Source organism: Microbacterium sp. Mcb102 (assembly GCF_024519805.1).
Taxonomy (GTDB): domain Bacteria; phylum Actinomycetota; class Actinomycetes; order Actinomycetales; family Microbacteriaceae; genus Microbacterium.
On sequence record NZ_JALJRG010000008.1, the window covers coordinates 249,506 to 268,976 of the forward strand.

Sequence of the window (19,471 nt, forward strand, 5' to 3'; positions counted from 1 at the left end):
CCTGGTGTGGGTCAGATCACTTGCAGGTGAGCAGCTCGTCGTCGAACTGCTTCTTCACCTTCTCGGCGAACGCGACGCGCTCGTCGTCGTAGGTGTCGACGTTGTCCTTCGTGACGACGAACGAACCGGAGTCGACGATCACTCCGGGGTCGGCCATCTCGCAGGTGCCGCTCGCGAGCTGCGCCAGCACCCAGCTGCCCACATACGCCTGGCCGGCGGGGTTCTGCGCGACCGTTCCGTAGACGGAGCCGTCGCGGATGCCGTCGAGGATGGTGGCGTCGTCGTCGATCGCGACGAGCTGGATCTCGAGGCCGGATTCGGCGATCGCCTCGGCGCTCGCCACGGCCGGGTTGTAGGCCGTGGTGACGATCGCGTTGATCTCGGAGCCGCTTGCCGCGAGGAGATCGGATGCCGCCTTCTGGGCCGTGGCGAGGTCGGTGTCGACGTCGGTGATCGTCTGGAGCAGGGTGACGGCGCCGTCGGTCTCGTCGATCGCGCGCTGGACGCCTTCGATGCGACGCTGCGTGTTGGAATCGACGTTGTTACCGGTCATGTGCACGATCGTGCCCTTGCCGCCGATCGCCTCGATGGCCGCAGCGGCCGCCTGGTACGCGGCCTCCTCGGTGTCGGTCGAGAGGCAGAAGGCGGCGAGGTTCTCGTCGCCGGCCGGACAGGAGGCGATGGATCCGACCGCGACGCCCGCGTCCGTCAGCTTCTTGAAGGTCGCGTTGATGTCCGTCGGGGAGACGCCGAAGATGCCGAACGCGTTGTAGCCGTTGGCCACGAGCGAGTTGATCACATCGTTCTGCTTGGTCTGGTCCCACTCGGCGGTCTCGTTGAACGTGACCTCGCCGAGGCTGAAGTCCTTGGCCGCCTTCTCGCCGGCCTCGATCCAGGGCTGGAAGTACGGGTGGGCGCCGCCGGGAACGAGGGCGACGCGCACGTCGGACAGATCCCCGCCGGCCCCGTCGCCGCCGGCATCCGGATCGGCGTTCTGCGGGGTGCAGGCGCCGAGCGCGAGGGTGAGGGCGGCAGTTGCCGCGATGACGGCGCCGAGCCGCACGTGCTGTGTGATGCGCATCTTTGAGCCTCCAGGAAAGGGTTCCTTTTGAAATATCGTATTTGATCTTTCAAAGGATATGATGGCTGCACTCCGCCGCTATGTCAAGGGAAAGGTCGGATGTCTACGCTCGGTCAGTTGCCCTCCTTCACCCCCGGTGCACGCACGATGCTCGGCGACGAGGTGTACGGCGCGCTCCAGCAGTCGATCCTCGACGGCACCTACCCGCCGGACGCACGCATCAACGCCGGCGAGCTGGCCCGGCAGTTCGAAGTGTCACCTACCCCGGTGCGGGAGGCGCTCGCGCGACTCGAGTCGGACGGGCTCGTCGAGAAGCTCCCCCTGCGCGGGTACCGCACGACCGATCTGCTCGACCGGACGCGCCTGACCGAACTCTTCGAACTGCGACTGCTGCTGGAGCCGGGCAGCGCGGCGAGCGCCGCCGAGCGCCGCTCGGCCACGGACCTGAAGGAACTCGCTCACGAGGTCGAGGCGGGGCGGACCGCGGTTGGAGAGGCGGACGCCTATCGCCTGCTCTCCCGCCATGACGTGCGACTGCACGATCTCGTGTTCCGGTCGGCGCAGAACGAGACGGTCCGCCAGGCGTATGCGCGCACGCACTGCCACCTGCACACGTTCCGACTCGCGTACACGGGCGCGTACGTGTCCGACACGGTCGACGAGCACGCGGCCATCGTGCGCGCCATCACCGATGGCGATCCCACCGCGGCGGCGGAGTCGATGCGCACGCACATCGAGCGCTCCCGCGACCGGCTGATGCGCGTCGTCGACTGACACGCGCACGCCTGCTCTCTCGCGGCGCCGGGCCACATCATCGGCTATACCGCGCCCGTTCAGGAAACGACAAAACCCCCGGATGACCGGGGGTTTAAGTCTGTAGCAGGAGCGGGGCTTGAACCCGCGACCTCACGATTATGAGTCGTGCGCTCTAACCAGCTGAGCTACCCTGCCGCGAGGCATCCGTCCGCGTGAGAAGAATGCTGCGAGCCCCGAGTCAGGATTGAACTGACGACCCCTTCCTTACCATGGAAGTGCTCTGCCACTGAGCTATCGGGGCGTGCTGCCCCTCGCGGGGCAACCGTACGAGAATACCATTACTGTGGCGTCCTCATGAAATCCGGGCCGGTCAGTACGACGTCCGCCCGGCGTTCTCCTTGAGCCACGGCATCGGATCGATGGTCGACCCGTTGACGATGAGCTCGAAGTGCATGTGCGCGCCGTAGGAACGGCCCGTGTTTCCGGTCTTGCCGACGACGGTGCCGACCTTGACGGTCTCGCCGGCCTTGACCTGCAGCGAGCCGTACTGCATGTGCGAGTAGTGGCTCGTGATGACCGACCCGTCGATGACGTGGTCGATGTAGACGGTGACGCCGTAGGCGCCGCCCTGCTCGGTCGCGATGCGGACGGTGCCGTCGGCGATCGCCTGAACCGGGGCGCCGTCGCCGGGAACGAAGTCGATGCCCTCGTGCAGACGGCCACTGCGCATGCCGTACCCGTAGCTCATGCCGACGCCGACCAGGAAGGGCCACTGGATGGCCGCGTCGGGGTCGTTCGTGAAGATCTCGCCCGAGTAGTTGATGCCCTGCTCGGCGGCGACCTGGACCAGCGAGACGGTGCTGAAGTCATCGGACCGCGCAAGCGTCTCGTTCTCGACACCCGAGGGTGCGACGAAGGCCTGGATCTCGTCGTCGGCCGCTCCCTTCGCGTCGGCGGCAGCAGCCGAGACCAGCGAAGTGGCGGCGACCGAGGTTCCCTGAACCGCGGCGACAGCCTCGGCGGGAAGAGTCATGGAGACGGCGAGGAGCCCTGCGAGGCTCATCACGCCGACGCTGGCGCCGACGGCCACGACCTTGCGGAAGCTACGCGGGCGGCGCGCGACGACGTGGACGGGCGCCTCGGGCTGCGCAGAGTCCGCAGCCGTCGGCTTCTGCGCGGTAAACGCGGCGGCGGCGGAGTCGACCGTCGGGATCGAGCCCGTGCGGAAAGCGCGGGACGCACGCTCGAAGGCGTCGGCATCGTCTTCGAGGGGCAGGTCGGTCGCCGGCTCCGGCTCGGAGTCGGCCGCGGCGTGGGCCTCGTCGCCGGTGGCGATCTCGATGATCTGCTCCACCTTGTCGACCGCAACCGGCGAGGCGGGCACATCCGCGATGATCGGCTCGGGCGTCGGGGCGATGAAGGGCGGTTCGACCACGGTGTCATCGGTGGTCTGTCGCCGGCGTGCAGCACGGCGGGAAAGCGGAGCGACGACGGCGAGGGCGATGGCCGCGGCTTCTGCCGCGGAGTCGGGTGCCGTCGTTCCCGCCGCGGAGGCTTCGGGGGCCTCAGTGCGGAGTCGGCTGGACCGGCGCGTGGGCGCAGAGGCAGCCTGGGAATTCTCGAAGGGCAAAGCGTTTCTCTCGGTCGTGCGTCATGCTCGGGGGCGCAAACTCAGACTTTCACCTTCGGGTGGCGAAAGTAACGATCGGGTAAACCATACCCTGATCAGCCTGGGAATGCCATGAATCGGTCAGTGTTTCGGGTCGAGGATCTCGAGCAGTCGGGCGTGCACCTCGCGACCTCCGGCCACCAGCATCGGCCGCGTCGACTCGACGTCGATCCGGGAGACGCGGCCTCCCGCCTCCGTAATCAGAAGTGCCCCGGCGGCGTGGTCCCACGGGCGGAGCCCCCGCTCGAAGTACCCGTCGAGCCGACCGGCCGCGACGTAGGCGAGGTCGAGCGCCGCAGCACCCATGCGTCGAAGATCGCGCGCCATCGGCATGACGCGCGCCACCGTGGCGAGATCGCCCTCGTGGGTCGCGGGGTCGTAGCCGAAGCCGGTGCCCAGGAGCGCTCCCGCCGGAGTCTCCTCGGTCACCGCGAGCCGGCTCCCTTCCCACCATGCCCCTTGGCCACGGGCTGCCGTGAAGATCTCCCCGAGCGCGGGCGCGTTGACGGCGGCGGCGAGTGCCACCCAAGTCTCCGGGTCGGGTTCGCCCTGCACCGCGGCGATGCTGACGTTGTACGCCGGGATGCCGTAGGCGTAGTTCACCGTGCCGTCGATCGGATCGACGACCCACGTGATCCCGCTCGCACCCGGCTCGGCGCCCGACTCCTCGCCGAGGAAGCCGTCTTCGGGACGAGCGGCGCGCAGACGCTCGCGGATGAGCGCCTCGACCTCGCGGTCGGCGTCCGTCACGATGTCGGCGAGGGTCGTCTTGGTGGCGGCGAGACGCACCCCGTCACGCCGACGGGCTCGGGCGAGCGCCCCTGCTTCCCGGGCGATCTCGGTCGCGAGTTCGCCGAGCTCGAGTTCGAGCGTCACTGCGCAGGCTGCTGGGGCGCGGGCGGCGGCGGCGGGAACGCCGGCGGTTCGCCCTGCTGCGGGGCCGACGCCTGGCCTCCGGCAGGCACAGGAGGGACGAGGTGTCCACCCGGAGCGGCGGGCGGCGCGAACTGCGGCGGCACGGGCTGCGGGGGCACGGGCTGCGGCGCGACCGGGAAACTCGACGCGGGCGCGGCAAGCTGCTGCTGCGACGGCGCCGGGGTCGGATATCCGGTGTAGTAGGCGTTCCAGTCGGGCGACGAGTCGGGCAGCGCCGGCAGCGGGGTGACGCCGTCGGCGTAGGTCGGCCACGACGGCGCCGGTGCGACGCCACGAGCGGGCGACGCCTTCTTCTTCGGCGCGAACAGCGCGTTGAGCAGCGGGATGAGCGTGGTGCCGACGGCGACGAGGATCGTGAGCGCGACGACGATCCGCCAGTAGAGCTCGCCGTAGTGGAACGTGTTCGGGAAGGCGAGGAAGAACACGAGCATGCCGACGAGTCCGACCAGGAAGGTGATCGTGACGATGTAGATCACACGGGTGAAGGTCGTGACGTGCCGTTCAGCGGCGGGAGTGAACAGCCGCACATGCAGGAGGGCGAGCTGCAGGATGCCGATGACGAGCAGCAGCTGGAAGAAGCGCTCGGCCCCGAAGAACATGCCGTCTTCGGGGAGCCAGATCTTGACGGCTCCGACGAGGAGCGCGACGATCCAGCTCACCATGCTGGCCAGTTGCAGCCAGTCGGGGCGATTCGGCGCGAGGCCGGCCTCGAGGATCGCGATCCCCGCGAAGGCCGCCAGGAGCAGGATCGTGAGGAAGGCTCTTCCGATCAGCCCGTCCTGATCCCCCACGAGCACCCAGATGACGCACACGAGCGCCGCGGCGATCAGTGCGCCGATGGCGATCCAGAGGGATCCTCTGATCAGCAGCGACATATTCTTCTTCTCACCCTGCGGCTGCGTGGTGATGTCCGGCTGGGACATGGCGATCCTCTCGTCGAGCGGCGATGCCTTCATCCTGCCACGCGCATCGCCGCAGGCGAGGGCCGAGCGCCGTGCTGAGGAGAAGTCGTCACCCGACGCCGATGCGGGCAGGAGAAGTCAGCCCGACTTCCTCGCGGAGGCGGCAGCGAAGGCCGCGACCCTGGCCTGCGCATCCGGAGTCTCCAGCGCTGCGCCGATCGAGCGCGCCTCCTCCGTCAGCTGCTCGACGAACGAGCGTTCGGGCTGCGAGCGCACGAGCCGCTTCGCCTGTCCGTACGCGTCGGCTGCTCCGGCGAGCCAGAAGCGCGCGATCTCCTCGCCGCGGGCACGCACGGCATCCGCCTCGGCGGCACCGTCGGCGCCTTCCACCGACTCGGCGACGAGCCCCCACTCCACGGCCTCCGCTGCCGACAGCAGCCGGTCCTGAAGCACGAGCTGCAACGCGCGACGCTGGCCGACCGCCCTGGCGAGCTGCGCCGACACCGAGAGGTCGGGAGTCAGGCCGATGTTCGCGTACAGGCTGCCGAGCTTGGAACGCGACCCGACGACCGCGTAATCGCTGGAGAGCAGGATGCCGAGGCCTCCGCCGGCCGTGGTGCCGTGCGCGGCGGCGACGACGGGCACCGCAGACTCGGTGAGCGACCGGATACCGGCGTTGATCACCTCGGCGAGCGCGGTGATCTCCGCACCGGATGCCCCCATCGTCGTAGCCATGTCGATGACGTCGCCGCCGGCACAGAAGGCCGGACCTGCCGCATCGATCAGGATCGCCTTCACGTCGGACCGCGACGTCGCCTCGGCCGTCGCATCCCTCCACGCGTGGGCGAGGTCGGCGTTGAACGCATTGAGGCGAGCAGGACGATTCAGCGTGAGCCGAGCCATTCCCTCTTCGACGGCGAACAGGATGGCATCACTCATGGCTTCTCCTTCGAGCACAGGACGTGTGGTCCAGCGTAACCGTGATCAGTTCTGCTCCCAGACCTGCGAGACGAAGCTCTCCATCCGACGCCGCGTGCCGTCGAGGCGGAAGTCGACCTGGCCGGGAGTCCGGATCTCGTTGGGCGCGAGCGGGTGCGCCAGACGCACGTTCTCGTGGCACGACAGATCGGCACACATGTAGGTGCCGAACGAGTCCCCTCGTCGCCCCGCCTCTCCCGCCCGCCGTGCGGAGAGGAGTGCGATCTGATTGCCCGGCTGCATGGTGTGGCAGATGTTGCACAGACCCGAGCGTCCGCGCCCCGGCTCGGTGGCACGGAGGACGACGCCGAGAACCCCATCGCCGTGCGGGACCAGCACATAGCCGCGTCGGTTGGCGCTCGGATCCTGCCAGGCGAAGAAGTCGAGGTAGTCCCAGTCGACGAGCAGGAAGTCGTGCGGCATCTCCATGGTCCGCAGCTCATCGGCATCCGCATTGACGAACGATGCCCTGACGTCGGCCTCTGTGAGCGGTCGCATCGCTCCAGTCTATGAACGGGAGGCACCCGAGGGCGCCGCGACGCCCTCGGTGCCCTCGGCCGTCCGATCCCGGATGAGGAAGCCGAAGCCGAACGCGATGAAGAACATCAGCACTCCGTAGACGGCGGCGGGCAGGCTCAGCTCCACGGAGCCGAGCACGGACTGCGCGATGACGATCGCGAGCGTCGCATTGTGGATGCCGATCTCGAACGACGTGGCGATCGCCTGCCGCGTGCCCACCCGCAGCATCCGCGGGATCAGGAAGCCGATGGTGAGGCTGATCAGGCAGAAGAGCACGGTGATGAGGGCGAGCTGCGTGAAGTTGGCCACCAGCAACGTCCAGTTCGATGCCACCGCGCCGGCGATCACGATGATCAGGATGATCACCGAGGCGATGCGTACGGGCTTGTCCATGCCCGTGGCGAACTTCGGCCAGAAGCGCCGCACGATCATGCCCAGCGCCACCGGCAGCAGCACGATCGCGAACACCTCGAGCGCCTTCGACCACTGCAGGCCGAGCCGGTCGTCGAACGGCTCGAAGTACGCGATGGCGAAGTTGGTGATGATCGGCAGTGTGATCACCGCGATGACCGAGTTCACCGCGGTGAGCGAGATGTTCAGCGCGATGTCTCCGCGGAACAGATGGCTGTAAAGGTTCGCGGTGGTACCGCCGGGCGATGCGGCCAGCATCATCATGCCGACGGCCAGGATCGGCGGGAGCTGGAACGCCAGCACGAGTCCGAAGCAGATCGCCGGCAGCACGACGAGCTGACAGAGCAGCGCGATGATCACCGCCTTCGGCTGCTTCAGGACTCTCGCGAAGTCGGCGAGAGTGAGGCTGAGGCCGAGACCCAGCATGATGATGCCGAGGGCGACGGGTAATCCGATGGTGGTCAACGCTGATCCCATGGGACTCAGTGTGGCGGATGGAGGGTCTCGGTGTCACCCGCATATCGCGCCGAGATGACCACACGAAGTAGCCTGCAGGAGGTTCCCACGGCTCGCAGCGGGAGCACGAGGCAGCGCTGCGGATGAAAGATGGTGCGATGGAAGGCTCGAACGGCTGGCGACCGCTGATCGCGATTCTCGCGAACCCGGAGACGCGCCGGGTCGCCGCCGAGGTGATGCTGGGCAGCAGTCTCGCGTCGGCCACGGAAGGTCTCTCGCCCTCCCGACGCCGACGGGTGACGGAGGCGGTCACGCAGAGCGGGCTCGTCGACGCGGAGACCCAGGCGCTCGCGCCCGACGTGTTCCGAGAGATTCTGGCGTCGGCCACCGTTCCCCGGCGCGAGGGGATCGAACGGTTCACCGACGGAAAGCGCATCCGCCAGTACCCGGCGAACCTCCACGAGCGCGGGGAGCTCCTCGCCTGGGTCGCCCGCGCTGTGTTCTCCGAAGGAGAGGTCGTCACCGAACGCGAGGCGAACAGCAGGCTTCTGCCGTATTCGGAAGATGTCGCCGTGCTCCGCCGCTATCTCGTGGACTACCAGCTCGTGGAACGCCGCTCGGATGGCAGCCGGTACGCGCTCACCGGCAGCGGACCGGTCGTCCCGACGGACGGGTGACAGCAGCCGCCCGGAGCGCCGTCAGGGGTCGACGAGCTCGAACGTCATCTCCTCCGGCCCCGGCCCCCAGGGGTCGAAGATGATGTCGGGATCGTAGACGTCGAGAGGGTGTTCCACCATCGACCCCAGGTAGCCGTCGGAGTCCATCGCTCGGAAGGTGAACCAGTACCAGCCGCGGGAGTTCATCCGCAATCGCTTGAGCGCATACCCGGTGTCGTCGAGAGGGATGATCGCCGAGTGCCCCTGCATGGTGGTCACGTAGATCGTTCCGTTCGCGGGCCCCGTGGCCGCGATCACCACGCCTGTGGTCCGCGCCTCCTCCACCTGCATGTCTTCGGTGCCGGCGATGTCCTCGAAACCCTCGATCACGATGGGGAGGATGGTGAAGGTGCCCGTCGTGGCCGGAGACTGCCCGGTGGCATCGAACGCCCAGGCGCGATAGTCGTACGTGCCGGCGGGGAGCTCCAGAGCGCGCGGGTCGAAGGACCACGCCCCGTCGTCGGCGATCTCCGGCGTATAGCGTGCGCCGTCGACCTCGATCGCTACGGTCGACCCTGGCGTGGCGGTGCCCGCCACCACCGGAGCGAGGTAGCCGGAGGATGCCGCAGGGCTGGTGACCCCCGGGCCGAGGGACGAGCCCGGATTCTCCCCCGGATCCGGCGTCGTCCCCGGCGCCGTTCCCGGCCTCGTGGGGTTGCGCGGTCCGGGGGCATTCGGGTCGTCGACGAGGTCGATGGAGTCGATCGACGGGTCCGAGTTCCAGCGTCCGGTTCGGGGCGGGGACGGGGGTGCGGACGGCGCGGGGGTGCCCACCTTCCCGTCGGGCGCTCCGACGACGGGGGCCGGCGCTCCGACGTGAGGGACGGACGGCGCCGCACTCCACGGCTTGTCGCCCTCCGCGGAGGGCGCGGATACGGCCGGCGTGGCTCCGGGGAGCAGCAGCGAACCGAGTATCAGGGTTCCGGCGGTGAGTACGCCCAGGCCGCCCGCCAGAAGACTCGCAAGACCCGCTCCTGCTCCGGTGGCGATGACCGCGGCCGCCACCGCGGTGCCGGGAGCGAAAGCTCCGGTGGACGGCAGGATGACTCCCAGTGCGCCGAATCCGACGGCGGAGAGGGTGACGCCGTGCAGGCGCTGGGCATCACTGCGAAGGGTGACGAACAGGTCGCCGCACACGTCACATGAGGGCACATGCCCGGCCACTTCCTGCGCCACGACCTCGTCGAGCGGCTCGGTGAGGTGTCGCGGGAGGAGGCGAGCGACATGAGCCTCATCGTCGCGCAGCGCGAGCGGCACCTGCGACGTGAGCCAGTGCATTTTGAGCCCGGAACGGGCTCGTCGTTGCAGGGCGGATACGGCGTTGGGCTTGATGCCGAGCTCGCGCGCGACCTCCGGGCGGGGGACGTCAGCGACCTCGGTCAGCCACAGCACACGTTGCCAGCGTTCCGGGAGCTCTTGAAATGCCCCGAGGAACTGCTGGGCGTTCGTCTCCCGCTCGACCAGGCTGAGCGCATCGCGGAAGTCGGCCCGATCGGGCTCGACCGTGTCGTCGATGTGGTCGGCATCCTTGCGCCACCGGATCGCCGTGTTGCGGATCACCGCCTTGAGATACGACCGGAACGCGAACTCGGGCCCCGCGTCCGAGGTCGTCACCTGCTGGTAGATGGCGAGCAGCGCCTCGGAGGCGAGATCCTCCGACCGCGAAGGGAACAGCCGGTGCGCGTAGCGGAGTGCAGCGCCGATGTGTCGCTCCCACAGCACGGCATACGCTGCCTGATCACCGTCCCGAAGCGCACGGAGGAGTTCGGCATCACCGCGAGAATCTTCCACGTCTTCCCTCTCCAGAAGAACGCCCGCTCATCTCCGACGAGCAGCTGACCGTAGACAGATCCAGGCGGTCGGTCCACAACTGAATCTGTGTTCAACGAGGGGGCTGGGCTCATATTAGCGGCAGCGGACAGGGCCGCGGAGTGGAAAAATCCGCGACCCTGTCCTGTCCGGGCGCCCGTCAGGCGTCGAGGCGGCGCCGCCTCGTCAGCATCAGAACAGCGCCGGCCAGAACAGCGAGTAGCGCCGCAGCGATGCCCGCGATCGGTGCCGGGGCGCCGGTCGCCGCGAGGTCTCCCTTTCCACCCGGAGCCGGTGTGGTGGGCACACCGGGATCCGCCGCTTCGACCGCGACCGTCTGCGCCGCGTCATCGAGGTCGGTGTGCACCGCGACGGGGTCGCCGGTGACATCCGTGCGGACGAAGAGTCTCTCGAACGCCACCAGCACCGCGCCGGCGGACTCTGCCGTGACACGGAACGACACGTCGACCGAGCCGTCCGGAGCGGTCGGCGTGAACGTGGTCGACCCCGTGATGGCCGTCGACTCGCCGCTCGCCTTGTCCATCAGCACACCCGTGACCGTGTACTCGGTTCCCGGCGTCAGGTTGCGGTACGCGATCGTGTCGATGAGGGTTCCGCCGCCCGGAGCCAGAACATGGTCCTGGTCAGCGGCATCGACCAGCGATGTTCCGATGAACGGCTCAGGTGCTTCCGGCACCTGCTCCACCGTGACGGTCTGCGCGAGGTCGTCGATGTCCTTGTGCTCGGCCACCAGGTCTCCGGATGCGTCCGGGCCCTCGAAGAGCTCCTCGAAGGCCACGAGCACGTCTCCGGCGAAGCCCGCCGGCACGACGAGGTTCACACCGACGGATCCGTTCGCCGTCGTCGGAGTGAACGTCGTCGAACCCGTGATGCCGGTCGGCTGGCCGTCGGACTTGCGCACCAGCTCACCCGAGACCGTGTACTCCGTGCCCGGAACAAGGTTCTGGTAGGCGACGGTGTCGATCACCGCTCCCCCGTTCCATCCCAGCACCCGGTCGCCGTCGGCGGCGTCGACCAGCGACGTCCCGATCACCGGCTCCGCTGCACCGGGCTGAGCGGCCCATTCCACGGTCGCCTCCCCGGTCGTCTGCGTCGCCTCGGGGGCCACCAGGATGATCGACTGCGCGTGGTCGTCGGCCGTTGGCGTGCCACCCGGCACGTTCGGCACCGAGACCACCATGCCGGTGCTGCTCGATCCCTCGGCCGCGACCCGAACGGTCGCGCTTCCCGCTGCCGTCGATGCACGCAGGTCCAGATACAGCTCCTGACCGTCTACGACCGCATCGAGTGCCACGGCCGTTCCGCTCGCGTCGGTGACCGAGACGGCGGGGTCCACGGAGACGGCGACGGCGGCCTGGTTCGTGTTCACGACGAACGGCCCGACGAGGGTGCCGGCCGTCTGTGCCACACCCGGCGCCGTCACCGTGGCCGTGACCTCGAAGTCCCCCGGGGTCAGACCCGGGTTCGCGTTCGCGCCGTTCACGAGGTACCAGTAGGCCGCCTCAGAGTCCGGTGTCTCCCACGCCCACGCGGCATCGAACGTGAGGTCGGTGTATCGCCAGATCGCGTACTGCGTGGCCTCGATCGCATCGTTCCGCGAGATCTGCGCGACCCCGGCCGCGGCTGCGAGATCTTCCAGACTCACCGCGGGGTAGCTGTGGGCGAGCACCCACAGCACCTTCCCCTGGAGGGCAGGGTCCACGAAGTAGTTGCTGCCGAGGAAGCTGTCGCCGTCGCCGACGGTGCCTACCCGACCCGTCTGCGCCGTCACCTGGTTCTCGAGACAGTACGCCCAGAGGTCCGGGTCCCCGGCCTGGACCCCTTCGGACCAGATCGGGAAGATCCCCGTACCGCTGTAGCCTTCCTTGTTGCCGATGTAGACCGAGTCCCCCGGGGCGATCTCCGCGGCCGTTGCGGCGCTGACGCCCACGGGTGCGACGAGCGCGCCGAGGGCCAGCAATGCACCCGCGACCCATCCCGCCGACCGAGTCGACCTCCTCGAGGGCATGGCGGCCGTCATGCGAGGCACGCCGGGTTCACCGCGGTGAAACTGAACGGGCCCACCCAGATGTTCTGGATCGGTCGATCCGTGGCTTCCCTGCCCGAGTTGTTGGCGACGAAGGTGAGGTCGAACGCACCGACCGACGGCGCGGTGACCGCGATGTTGCCACCCGGGTTGGTCGGGATGACCTCGACATTGGGGGCACCGGTGAACGGTCGCCATGGGTTGGCGGACGTGCCCTGACCGCGAATCCAGTCCGTGTTGTAGGCCCCGGTCCCGGCAGCAGCGGACAGGTAGACGCGCTCGGCGCCGCCGAGACCGTCGAGCGCCTGGAAGCCGTCGATGTCCTTGATCTTGTACGTGAGGTTCTCGACGATGCTGGGCACGCCATCCAGCGCGAAGCTGAAGGTCACGCGCTCGCCTCCGCCGATGTTGTTGAGGTTCACGGTGTCGAGCGACAACCGCACGCTGGGCAGCGCTTCGTTGCCCTGCGTGCTGGAATCCAGAACGAGGTTGTTCGTCGTGTTGATGGTCATGTTGGCCGCCCCGTTGGTGACCGCGCTGAGCGTGAGCGTGAAGTCCTTGCCGTCACCGAAGAGGTCGGTCCACGTGAACACGGACGAGGTGGCGCTCAGCCGTGTGTACGTGGCGGTGCTCGTGCTGACCGTCGCCGTGCAGTTCGTCGTCGATGCAGCCGCCAGTGGTGTGGCCACGGCGGCGGCGATCACGGGCAGCGACCATGCTGCTCCCTTCACGATCGTCCTGCGCGACATGCCGCGCCCCGGGACTGCTACCTCGTTCTCATTCATCTGTTCCGAATCCCCTCGATTGGACGCCGATGCCTCCGGTGTGGACGCCTGTGCGTCGATACACCTACAAGGAGTCAGGCGGTCTCGAAAAGTGACGCGAGGTGGAGAAGAAAGAGCCGAAAAGGCGGAGAACGTGACGCGAATCCACTTTCCTGACCCCCTCGCGTCACCTCCGAGTGCGTTCCGACTCCTTACCGAGGGACGACAGAGAGCCCACGGAACAGAGGGCTCGACAGAGCCGGACAAGGAAACAACATGCAGGAAGAACTCGACACCCACGGCCTCTCCCGCCGGACGCTCGTCAAGGGGGCGGCGTGGTCGGTGCCGGTCGTCGCTGTCGCGGTCGCCACTCCGCTGGCCGCGGCCTCCACCACGGCACCGCCCGCCACCTTCTGGGCGACGGGAGCAACCGTGAGCGTCGTGAGCGGCAACGTCACCAACTTCACGGTGGAGGGCAGCGACGCGGACGGGAACCTCGCGCTGCTTCCCGCCGGTACGAGCGTGACGATCGTGCCCGACCCTGGCGTCACCCTGGCAGTCACCAACGCCATCGGCATCGTGGTGACGACGAACCCTGACGGCTCGATCACGGGCATCATCACCGCGAACGACATCACCAACATCCGCATCCAGTTCCGCCCCACGGGTGCGTCCGGATCCGGCTACGCGATCACGACCAACATCGACATCGATCCGTTCACCGAGACGATCGACGTCACGCTGCGCTGATTCGATCAGGACGGAGATGGCCGGCCCGCCGATGCGGGCCGGCCATCTGCGTTACATCGCTCCAGCCTTGACCGGCAGCCGGGCCGGAGGCGCTATCCCGCGAGGAGTCCGAGCCCGCGGATGCCGTCGACGACGTTGTCGTGGTCCTGCGCAGACGGCAACCCCGACATCGTCGCGACCGCGACGACACCCACACCCTCCACGCGGATGGGGACAGCACCGCCGGCGACGGCGTAGACGGCGGGATCGAGCCACCCCGGTTCGTGCATGTCGCGCCCGCCGTTCTCGATCCGCGCCTCCAGCAGCGCGGTGCTGGTGTCGAAGCGGAGGGCCGTCGCGGCCTTCTTCTGCACCCAGGAATCGTTATCGGCGGTCGCGCCCGGCAGCGACACGTGGAACAGTATCCCGGACGAGGTACGCACGTCGACGGCGACCGGATGACCAGCTGCGAGTGCCCGTTCTGCGATGGCACGTCCGAGCTCCCACGCGTCTTTGCGGTCGAACCGGCGCAGGACGAGTTCGAGGTGCTCCTTCTCCAGCTGGGCGAGCCTTGCGTCATCGGCCATCGGTGCTGCCTCTCGTAGGTGGTTCGAGTGAGACTGTAGCGGGCGAGGGCAGAATTCGAGGACTCCGTCGGCGGCTGGGCACGGGACCGAGGGCGCGGTCCCCCGTCGCGTCCTCTCGCCGAGACGAGCGGATCAAGCCGAAAGGCCGCTGAGTCGAGTCAGCGGCCTTTCGAAACGTCCTGGTCGGGTCCGAGGACCTCCGTGGTGGGTTGTTCGAGTAACTCATCGCGCCCCGGTTTTCCGGGCCTCGTCGACGACCGTTCCGAAGGTGTTCCTCCGGCGACCGTCACTTTTTCCTCCGGCTGCCTCGTACTCCGCGTCATTCCGCGGAACGAGAGCCGAAGGTGAGTCATCTCGAACATGCTTGCGTCGCGGCGTGGAGCGCCGCGAGTTCCGCCTCTGCGCAGGTCGTGACTGCGCAGTTCGGTGGCTTCTCGCTTCACATGGGCCTGCGTCATTGAGCATGCTCAATGTCCGTCTCATGTCCCATCCACGAGCGTTTATCCTGTCCGCCAGCCCGGCGGCCAGGTTGTTGTCTTCCGCGCTCATCGCGCGGTCGAAGGCGTGTCTAAGGTGGTTCGCGGCTGCGTTGATGTCCCGGTCGAGCCGCGCCCCGCAGTTGCTGCACTCCCATTGGCGAACGTTGAGGGGCTTGGGTCCCCCGTTGTGTCCGCACATGCTGCAGGTGCGCGTGCCGGCGAAGAACGGAGGCAGGACGAAGAGGTCGCGTCCTCTGTTCTCTGCACCTTCTTTCAGTACGCGGAGGAAGATGCCCCAGCCTGCGTCGTGGACTGACTTGCCCATGCGCGTCTTCCCCAGTCCTGCAATGTTCAACGACTCGACGACTATCGCTTGGTTTTCGCGAATCAGTCGGGCCGCCAGTGTGCGGGTGAAGTTGAGACGTCGGTCGGCGACGCGTTGATGTTGCCGGGCGACTCGCACCCTTTGCTCCTCCCATCTCTTCGACGCCGGTTGTCCGGCGCGGGGCCGTTCCTTCCGGGCGAGGTCTTTCTGCATGCGAGCGAGTTTCCGCTCCTCTTCACTCAGCAGGCGTGGGTTCTCTATGCGCTCGACCCGACCCGAGCTGTAGGCGAGAACGGCGAAGTGTTCGAGCCCGAGGTCAATTCCGACGACCTGACCCGGTGCTTGGGGTGTGCTTGTTGCCACGGGCACGCGAACGAGGAACGACGCATACCAGGCTCCGGTGGGGCGCTGGATGATGGTGACGGCGCTCGGCATGGAGGGTAGCGGCCGTGTCCACCGCACGTGAACGTCCCCGAGGTGACTGCCCAAGTGCAACCGCCCGCCACGGGGACCGGTGTTCTGCCAGCCGTCCTGAATCCGAAAGTTCTCAGCACTGAAGTGCGCGGAGCCTCCATGCCCCTTCCTCTTATATGTAGGCGCTCCCACTCGGGGCCCCTTCCGCTGCCCGGACAGCGATGAGATATGTGCGGAGAGCGCGGCCTGCCCGTGTCGAAGGGCATTCGAGAGCACGGCGTACGGGATGTCGCGCATCCACGAGGTATCTTCGTTCCTTCGCGGCTGGGTGATGAGCGCTGAGGACTGTCCCCGCGATGAGGCCGGATACCGACCGTGCTCCTTCTTGTGGTCTCGAATGAAAGACACATAGGAGTTGTAGACGAACCGGCTGGCCCCTATCACCTGGCGGAGCGTCTGTTCGACGGCGGGCTCCGGGTGGATGGGGTATTCGTATCGAACGATGCGGACGCGGTCAGCACCGAGTGCGGCTTCTGACGCCCTCGTCTGCTCGTCGCGTGTCGGGGGCTTGTAAGCGGGAGCTCCGTTCGCCGCGAGGGAGCAGAGCTCGCAGCGGCAGCCGCGGTCGGTGTACGTCGATGCCTTCCCGTGAAGCTCGTCCGGTATCGGCGTCGCGAGACGTCTGGCTCGTCGGGCGGCCTGTGCGATGCGATTCGCCTCCCGGCATGCGTCACAGGCGGGCCGGCACTTCCGGTATCCGCGCTCAGTTCCGTGCTCGATGCCGTCAGCAGATAGAGGTGCTGTCAGCGAAACGGGCTGGGTCGAGTTCGTCACATCTCATACCCTGCGGCGGAATCGATATGGGGCGTAGCCGTCGTGCGAACTATCCGGAAATCCCGGTTGGTTGCCGCTCGCTTACTCCGCCGTCGTCTCGAGCATGCTTGCACCCCGCTTCCCAGGCAGGGGACGTGCGCGGCTCGGTGGCTTCTCGCTTCACACCGGTCTGCGTCGTGGAGAGCGCCCGCTAGCCTCTCGGGACTGCCTAGCGGTGCCGTGACCACCGCCATACTTCGACGACGCCACCGACAAGAAGAGCCACTCCACAGACGATGAAGAAGACCTGGAACCCCGAGTCCGTTGCGCGCCCTGCATTGATGAAGGCGAGAAGACCGCAGAAGAATATTGCACTCCACCCGATGACCTTCGCTGCGCTGGGCCTTCTAGAGTTTGGCCGCTGCTCATCGCTCATCTTGTCCCCCTCGAATCAATCAGCATCATCTGCACGATGACTTGGAGCCACATCCCCAACGCAATCTACGCGGTGTATCCCCTCTGAGCTCGACGACGGTCACGTCTTAAGTCGCTCTGGCTGAAGAAAAATCTCGGCACCGGCACACTTTCGCGAGCGAGCCGCACACGTGTAGGTATGCCAAGTGAAAATTCGCCCATCCGACCGCCCGCAACGAGGAAGGAAGCACGTGGCGCCTCCATTCGAAGCGAGAGTCCCCGACGCCCTGTATGGTGGCAGGTCGCCGGGTACGTCCTCATGACGCTCCCGGTCACGATAAACAGCTGGGTTGAGGTTGTGAAGACGATTCTCGACGTGTTCCCCAGGTGACGGGGACAGATGCACGTGGTCATGCACAGTCCCTAGTCCCGATTCCGCCAGCGACATCAATGTGAAATGGCTCACACGGGCGGTAGGTCTCCGCCGACCCGCACTCAACGTCACCGTTGAGGCGCACTACTCGTGATTCTCAGGCAGTTGCCGCTCGCCCAACCTCGCCCCTTGCGCACAGGTTCGCGAGGTGCTCGCCAAGCAGCCTGCGCGGGCCTGTGCGCTTCACTGCACGCATCACACGCCGGCCGACTCTTTCGATACCCGCGCTCCGTTTCGTGCTTGACGCCATCAGCAAACACGGATGCTGTCGGCGGAGCGGGCTGGGTCGAGCCGTCGCAATGTCTACTCTGCGGCGGAATTGACGAGCCGCTGAACGCACTCTCGATACGCTCGCAAGGACAACACTTAGGGGGCAGAGTGCGACTGCAGTTGGACAGACCACACGTGACGTTTTCAACGGTTCCGACGACCGAGGAGCTGCCGCAGTTCATGGTCATCACAGGGGCCAATGGGTCAGGGAAGTCGCAGTTCCTTCAGGCCATCAGCGAAGGAGCAATACGCGGCGAGTGGACGTACGACCAGCGTCGCGTCGTGCTGCTCTCGTCAGCCGACCTGGCCACGCAAACCTCCATGGCCGCCACTGGCATGACGCGGCGTTCTGTCGTCGACCAGTTCGAGCAGAACGTCAACAGCCTTCTCCGTCCCAACGGCGCCACGTTGCTGCAGAACCTTCCCAATATGCTCCACGTGCTTCGCGAAAATTGGGGCATGTCTGAAGAGGCGGTGAGGAAAGCAGAGAGCACGGCAGGCAAACTTCTGCAGAGTTGGGACCACTCTGATTTCGTCACCTTCACTCCGTCAGAGTTGAACCAAACCATGTTCCAGTGGTCGGTCGCCGACGCGTTCCAGCGGTACAGCGCGATGCGTACCGTCAATCAGCTCAACATGTGGCTCGACTCGCAGGGCGAGCCACATGACCCGTGGATATCCAAGGATGACTTCGTGGACAGCTACGGCCCCGAGCCGTGGACCGTGCTCAACGGTGTCCTCGCGCAACTCGGACTTCCGTATGAGTTCCCTGCCCCCTCAATCAGCGTGACGGAGGAGCCCTATGTGCCTCGCCTGAAGTCCACCAGGGCACCGAGCTCAATATCTCCCGAAGCACTCTCATCCGGAGAGAAGACACTCGTTCAGATTGCCCTGTCTGCATACTCCGGGATGCACCGAAACGAAGTGGCGCTCATGCCGAGTGTTCTGCTTCTCGACGAGCCTGACGCCACGCTTCACCCGTCGATGGTTCGAAGCATGCTTTCTCTCATTCAAGACATCCTGGTCGCCAAGCTCAACGTGACCGTCATCATCACAACCCACTCCCCCACGACCGTTGCGCTAGCCCCTGAGAACGCTCTCTACGTGATGGAACCTGAAGGTGAAGAACGCCTTCAGAAGGTGTCTCGCGACGAAGCCCTCCGCCGGCTACTCGTCGGCGTACCCACGGTCAGCGTCTCTGCCGAGCATCGACGAGTCGTCTTCACCGAAAGCCCGCACGATGTCGACCGCTACACGGCCATCTTCAGCGCGCTCCGCCCGCACATCGAGTCAGAGCGCACCTTGACGTTCATTGCCGCAGGCAACAACAAGAGCGACGGCAACGGATGTGCAGCCGTGATTTCCATGGTGGACAAGCTTCGCGAGAACGGGAACGTATCGGTGTGGGGTCTCGTCGACCAAGACAACCGCACGTCCGAACCCAATTCCTGGGTGATATTCAATGACGAGCGATACGCCATCGAGAACCTCATCTTCGACCCGCTCAGCGTTGGGATGCTCCTGCTCCTCGATAGAGAAGCAGAGACCATCGATGCCGTGCCCTCGTCAACTGGGTTGCAGTTCCGCCCGGAAGACGCCCAGGCACTCGTCGACAGTGTCACGGCGCGGGTCCTAGGAACTACCGAGGGGTCGATTCGCCGAGTGGTGGCCTACCATGACCACTCCGAAGTGAGCGTCGATGCGGCGTGGTTGGATATGAACGGGCACGACCTGGAGGACCTCATTGTCGAACGTGTCCCTCATCTCAAGCGATACCGCCACAACAACAGATTCGCGGCGACTGTGATTGAACGAGTCTGGGCTCAGGACGTTCGACGCATCCCCCTCTCCGTCGAGAACACCTTCCTACGGCTGCTCGATGACGAGACCTGACCCGGCTCATGGAGTTCGACGTGTCAATCGCGACACAACGGTGGGTTCATTCCGGAGCCCCTCGCGGCGG

Annotated in this window: 16 protein-coding genes and 2 tRNA genes; 4 read left to right on the forward strand and 14 right to left on the reverse strand. The window is 66.7% G+C overall.

The genetic code is table 11. The features are described 5' to 3' along the window. Positions 1-16: 16 nt before the first annotated feature. Complete coding sequence (locus tag OC372_RS18360; RefSeq protein WP_262003539.1) at positions 17-1,081, reverse strand: sugar ABC transporter substrate-binding protein; 1,065 nt, start codon at positions 1,079-1,081, stop codon at positions 17-19. 117 nt (positions 1,082-1,198) lie between these two features. Between OC372_RS18360 and OC372_RS18365 the strand changes: the two genes are divergently transcribed. Then, on the forward strand, positions 1,199-1,855 hold the full coding sequence (locus OC372_RS18365; protein WP_262003541.1) for a GntR family transcriptional regulator: 657 nt from the start codon (positions 1,199-1,201) through the stop codon (positions 1,853-1,855). Positions 1,856-1,958: 103 nt separating this feature from the next. On the opposite strand, the gene OC372_RS18370 is transcribed toward OC372_RS18365, so the two are convergent. From OC372_RS18370 to OC372_RS18405, 8 genes are all read right to left on the reverse strand, one after another. After that, a tRNA-Met gene (locus OC372_RS18370) sits at positions 1,959-2,032 on the reverse strand. Positions 2,033-2,066: 34 nt separating this feature from the next. After that, positions 2,067-2,138: transfer RNA gene (locus OC372_RS18375), tRNA-Thr, on the reverse strand. Between the two features lie 69 nt (positions 2,139-2,207). Then, positions 2,208-3,467 (reverse strand): M23 family metallopeptidase, encoded by a 1,260-nt coding sequence (locus OC372_RS18380; RefSeq protein WP_262003543.1) that lies wholly within the window; start codon positions 3,465-3,467, stop codon positions 2,208-2,210. 120 nt (positions 3,468-3,587) lie between these two features. Beyond that, positions 3,588-4,382, reverse strand: a complete 795-nt coding sequence (locus OC372_RS18385) for an inositol monophosphatase family protein (protein ID WP_262003545.1) — start codon at positions 4,380-4,382, stop codon at positions 3,588-3,590. Beyond that, positions 4,379-5,365, reverse strand: coding sequence for a hypothetical protein (locus OC372_RS18390; protein WP_262003548.1), 987 nt, complete (start codon positions 5,363-5,365; stop codon positions 4,379-4,381). The genes OC372_RS18385 and OC372_RS18390 overlap by 4 nt, the downstream gene beginning before the upstream one ends. A gap of 117 nt (positions 5,366-5,482) precedes the next feature. Next, complete coding sequence (locus OC372_RS18395; protein ID WP_029261848.1) at positions 5,483-6,283, reverse strand: enoyl-CoA hydratase/isomerase family protein; 801 nt, start codon at positions 6,281-6,283, stop codon at positions 5,483-5,485. Positions 6,284-6,328: 45 nt separating this feature from the next. After that, entirely contained in the window at positions 6,329-6,820 is a 492-nt protein-coding gene (locus OC372_RS18400) for an FBP domain-containing protein (protein ID WP_105712277.1), read from the reverse strand. 9 nt (positions 6,821-6,829) lie between these two features. Further along, positions 6,830-7,729 carry a bile acid:sodium symporter family protein gene (locus tag OC372_RS18405; protein WP_262003551.1) on the reverse strand — a complete coding sequence of 300 codons (900 nt, stop codon included), beginning with the start codon at positions 7,727-7,729 and terminating at the stop codon, positions 6,830-6,832. A gap of 137 nt (positions 7,730-7,866) precedes the next feature. Here OC372_RS18405 and OC372_RS18410 point away from each other — a divergent pair, with 137 nt between their 5' ends. Next, entirely contained in the window at positions 7,867-8,385 is a 519-nt protein-coding gene (locus tag OC372_RS18410) for a DUF2087 domain-containing protein (RefSeq protein WP_262003553.1), read from the forward strand. A gap of 21 nt (positions 8,386-8,406) precedes the next feature. Here OC372_RS18410 and OC372_RS18415 read toward each other — a convergent pair whose 3' ends face one another. From OC372_RS18415 to OC372_RS18425, 3 genes are all read right to left on the reverse strand, one after another. Beyond that, entirely contained in the window at positions 8,407-10,215 is a 1,809-nt protein-coding gene (locus OC372_RS18415) for a sigma-70 family RNA polymerase sigma factor (protein ID WP_262003555.1), read from the reverse strand. 178 nt (positions 10,216-10,393) lie between these two features. After that, the gene (locus OC372_RS18420; protein ID WP_262003557.1) at positions 10,394-12,262 is read right to left on the reverse strand and encodes a VaFE repeat-containing surface-anchored protein; all 1,869 of its coding nucleotides are present in this window, start codon (positions 12,260-12,262) and stop codon (positions 10,394-10,396) included. Positions 12,263-12,270: 8 nt separating this feature from the next. Beyond that, positions 12,271-13,029 (reverse strand): hypothetical protein, encoded by a 759-nt coding sequence (locus OC372_RS18425; RefSeq protein WP_262003560.1) that lies wholly within the window; start codon positions 13,027-13,029, stop codon positions 12,271-12,273. Positions 13,030-13,320: 291 nt separating this feature from the next. Between OC372_RS18425 and OC372_RS18430 the strand changes: the two genes are divergently transcribed. After that, positions 13,321-13,794 carry a hypothetical protein gene (locus OC372_RS18430; protein WP_029261841.1) on the forward strand — a complete coding sequence of 158 codons (474 nt, stop codon included), beginning with the start codon at positions 13,321-13,323 and terminating at the stop codon, positions 13,792-13,794. Between the two features lie 92 nt (positions 13,795-13,886). Here the strand turns inward: OC372_RS18430 and OC372_RS18435 are convergent, their stop codons facing one another. Together OC372_RS18435 and OC372_RS18440 are read right to left on the reverse strand one after the other, a co-directional pair. Then, a complete protein-coding gene (locus tag OC372_RS18435; protein WP_262003562.1) occupies positions 13,887-14,360 on the reverse strand; it encodes a heme-binding protein in 474 nt (157 codons plus the stop codon). A 222-nt stretch (positions 14,361-14,582) separates the two neighbouring features. Beyond that, positions 14,583-16,412 carry an RNA-guided endonuclease InsQ/TnpB family protein gene (locus tag OC372_RS18440; RefSeq protein ID WP_262003564.1) on the reverse strand — a complete coding sequence of 610 codons (1,830 nt, stop codon included), beginning with the start codon at positions 16,410-16,412 and terminating at the stop codon, positions 14,583-14,585. A 1,231-nt stretch (positions 16,413-17,643) separates the two neighbouring features. Here OC372_RS18440 and OC372_RS18445 point away from each other — a divergent pair. Beyond that, positions 17,644-19,401 (forward strand): AAA family ATPase, encoded by a 1,758-nt coding sequence (locus OC372_RS18445; RefSeq protein WP_262003566.1) that lies wholly within the window; start codon positions 17,644-17,646, stop codon positions 19,399-19,401. Positions 19,402-19,471 lie beyond the last annotated feature (70 nt).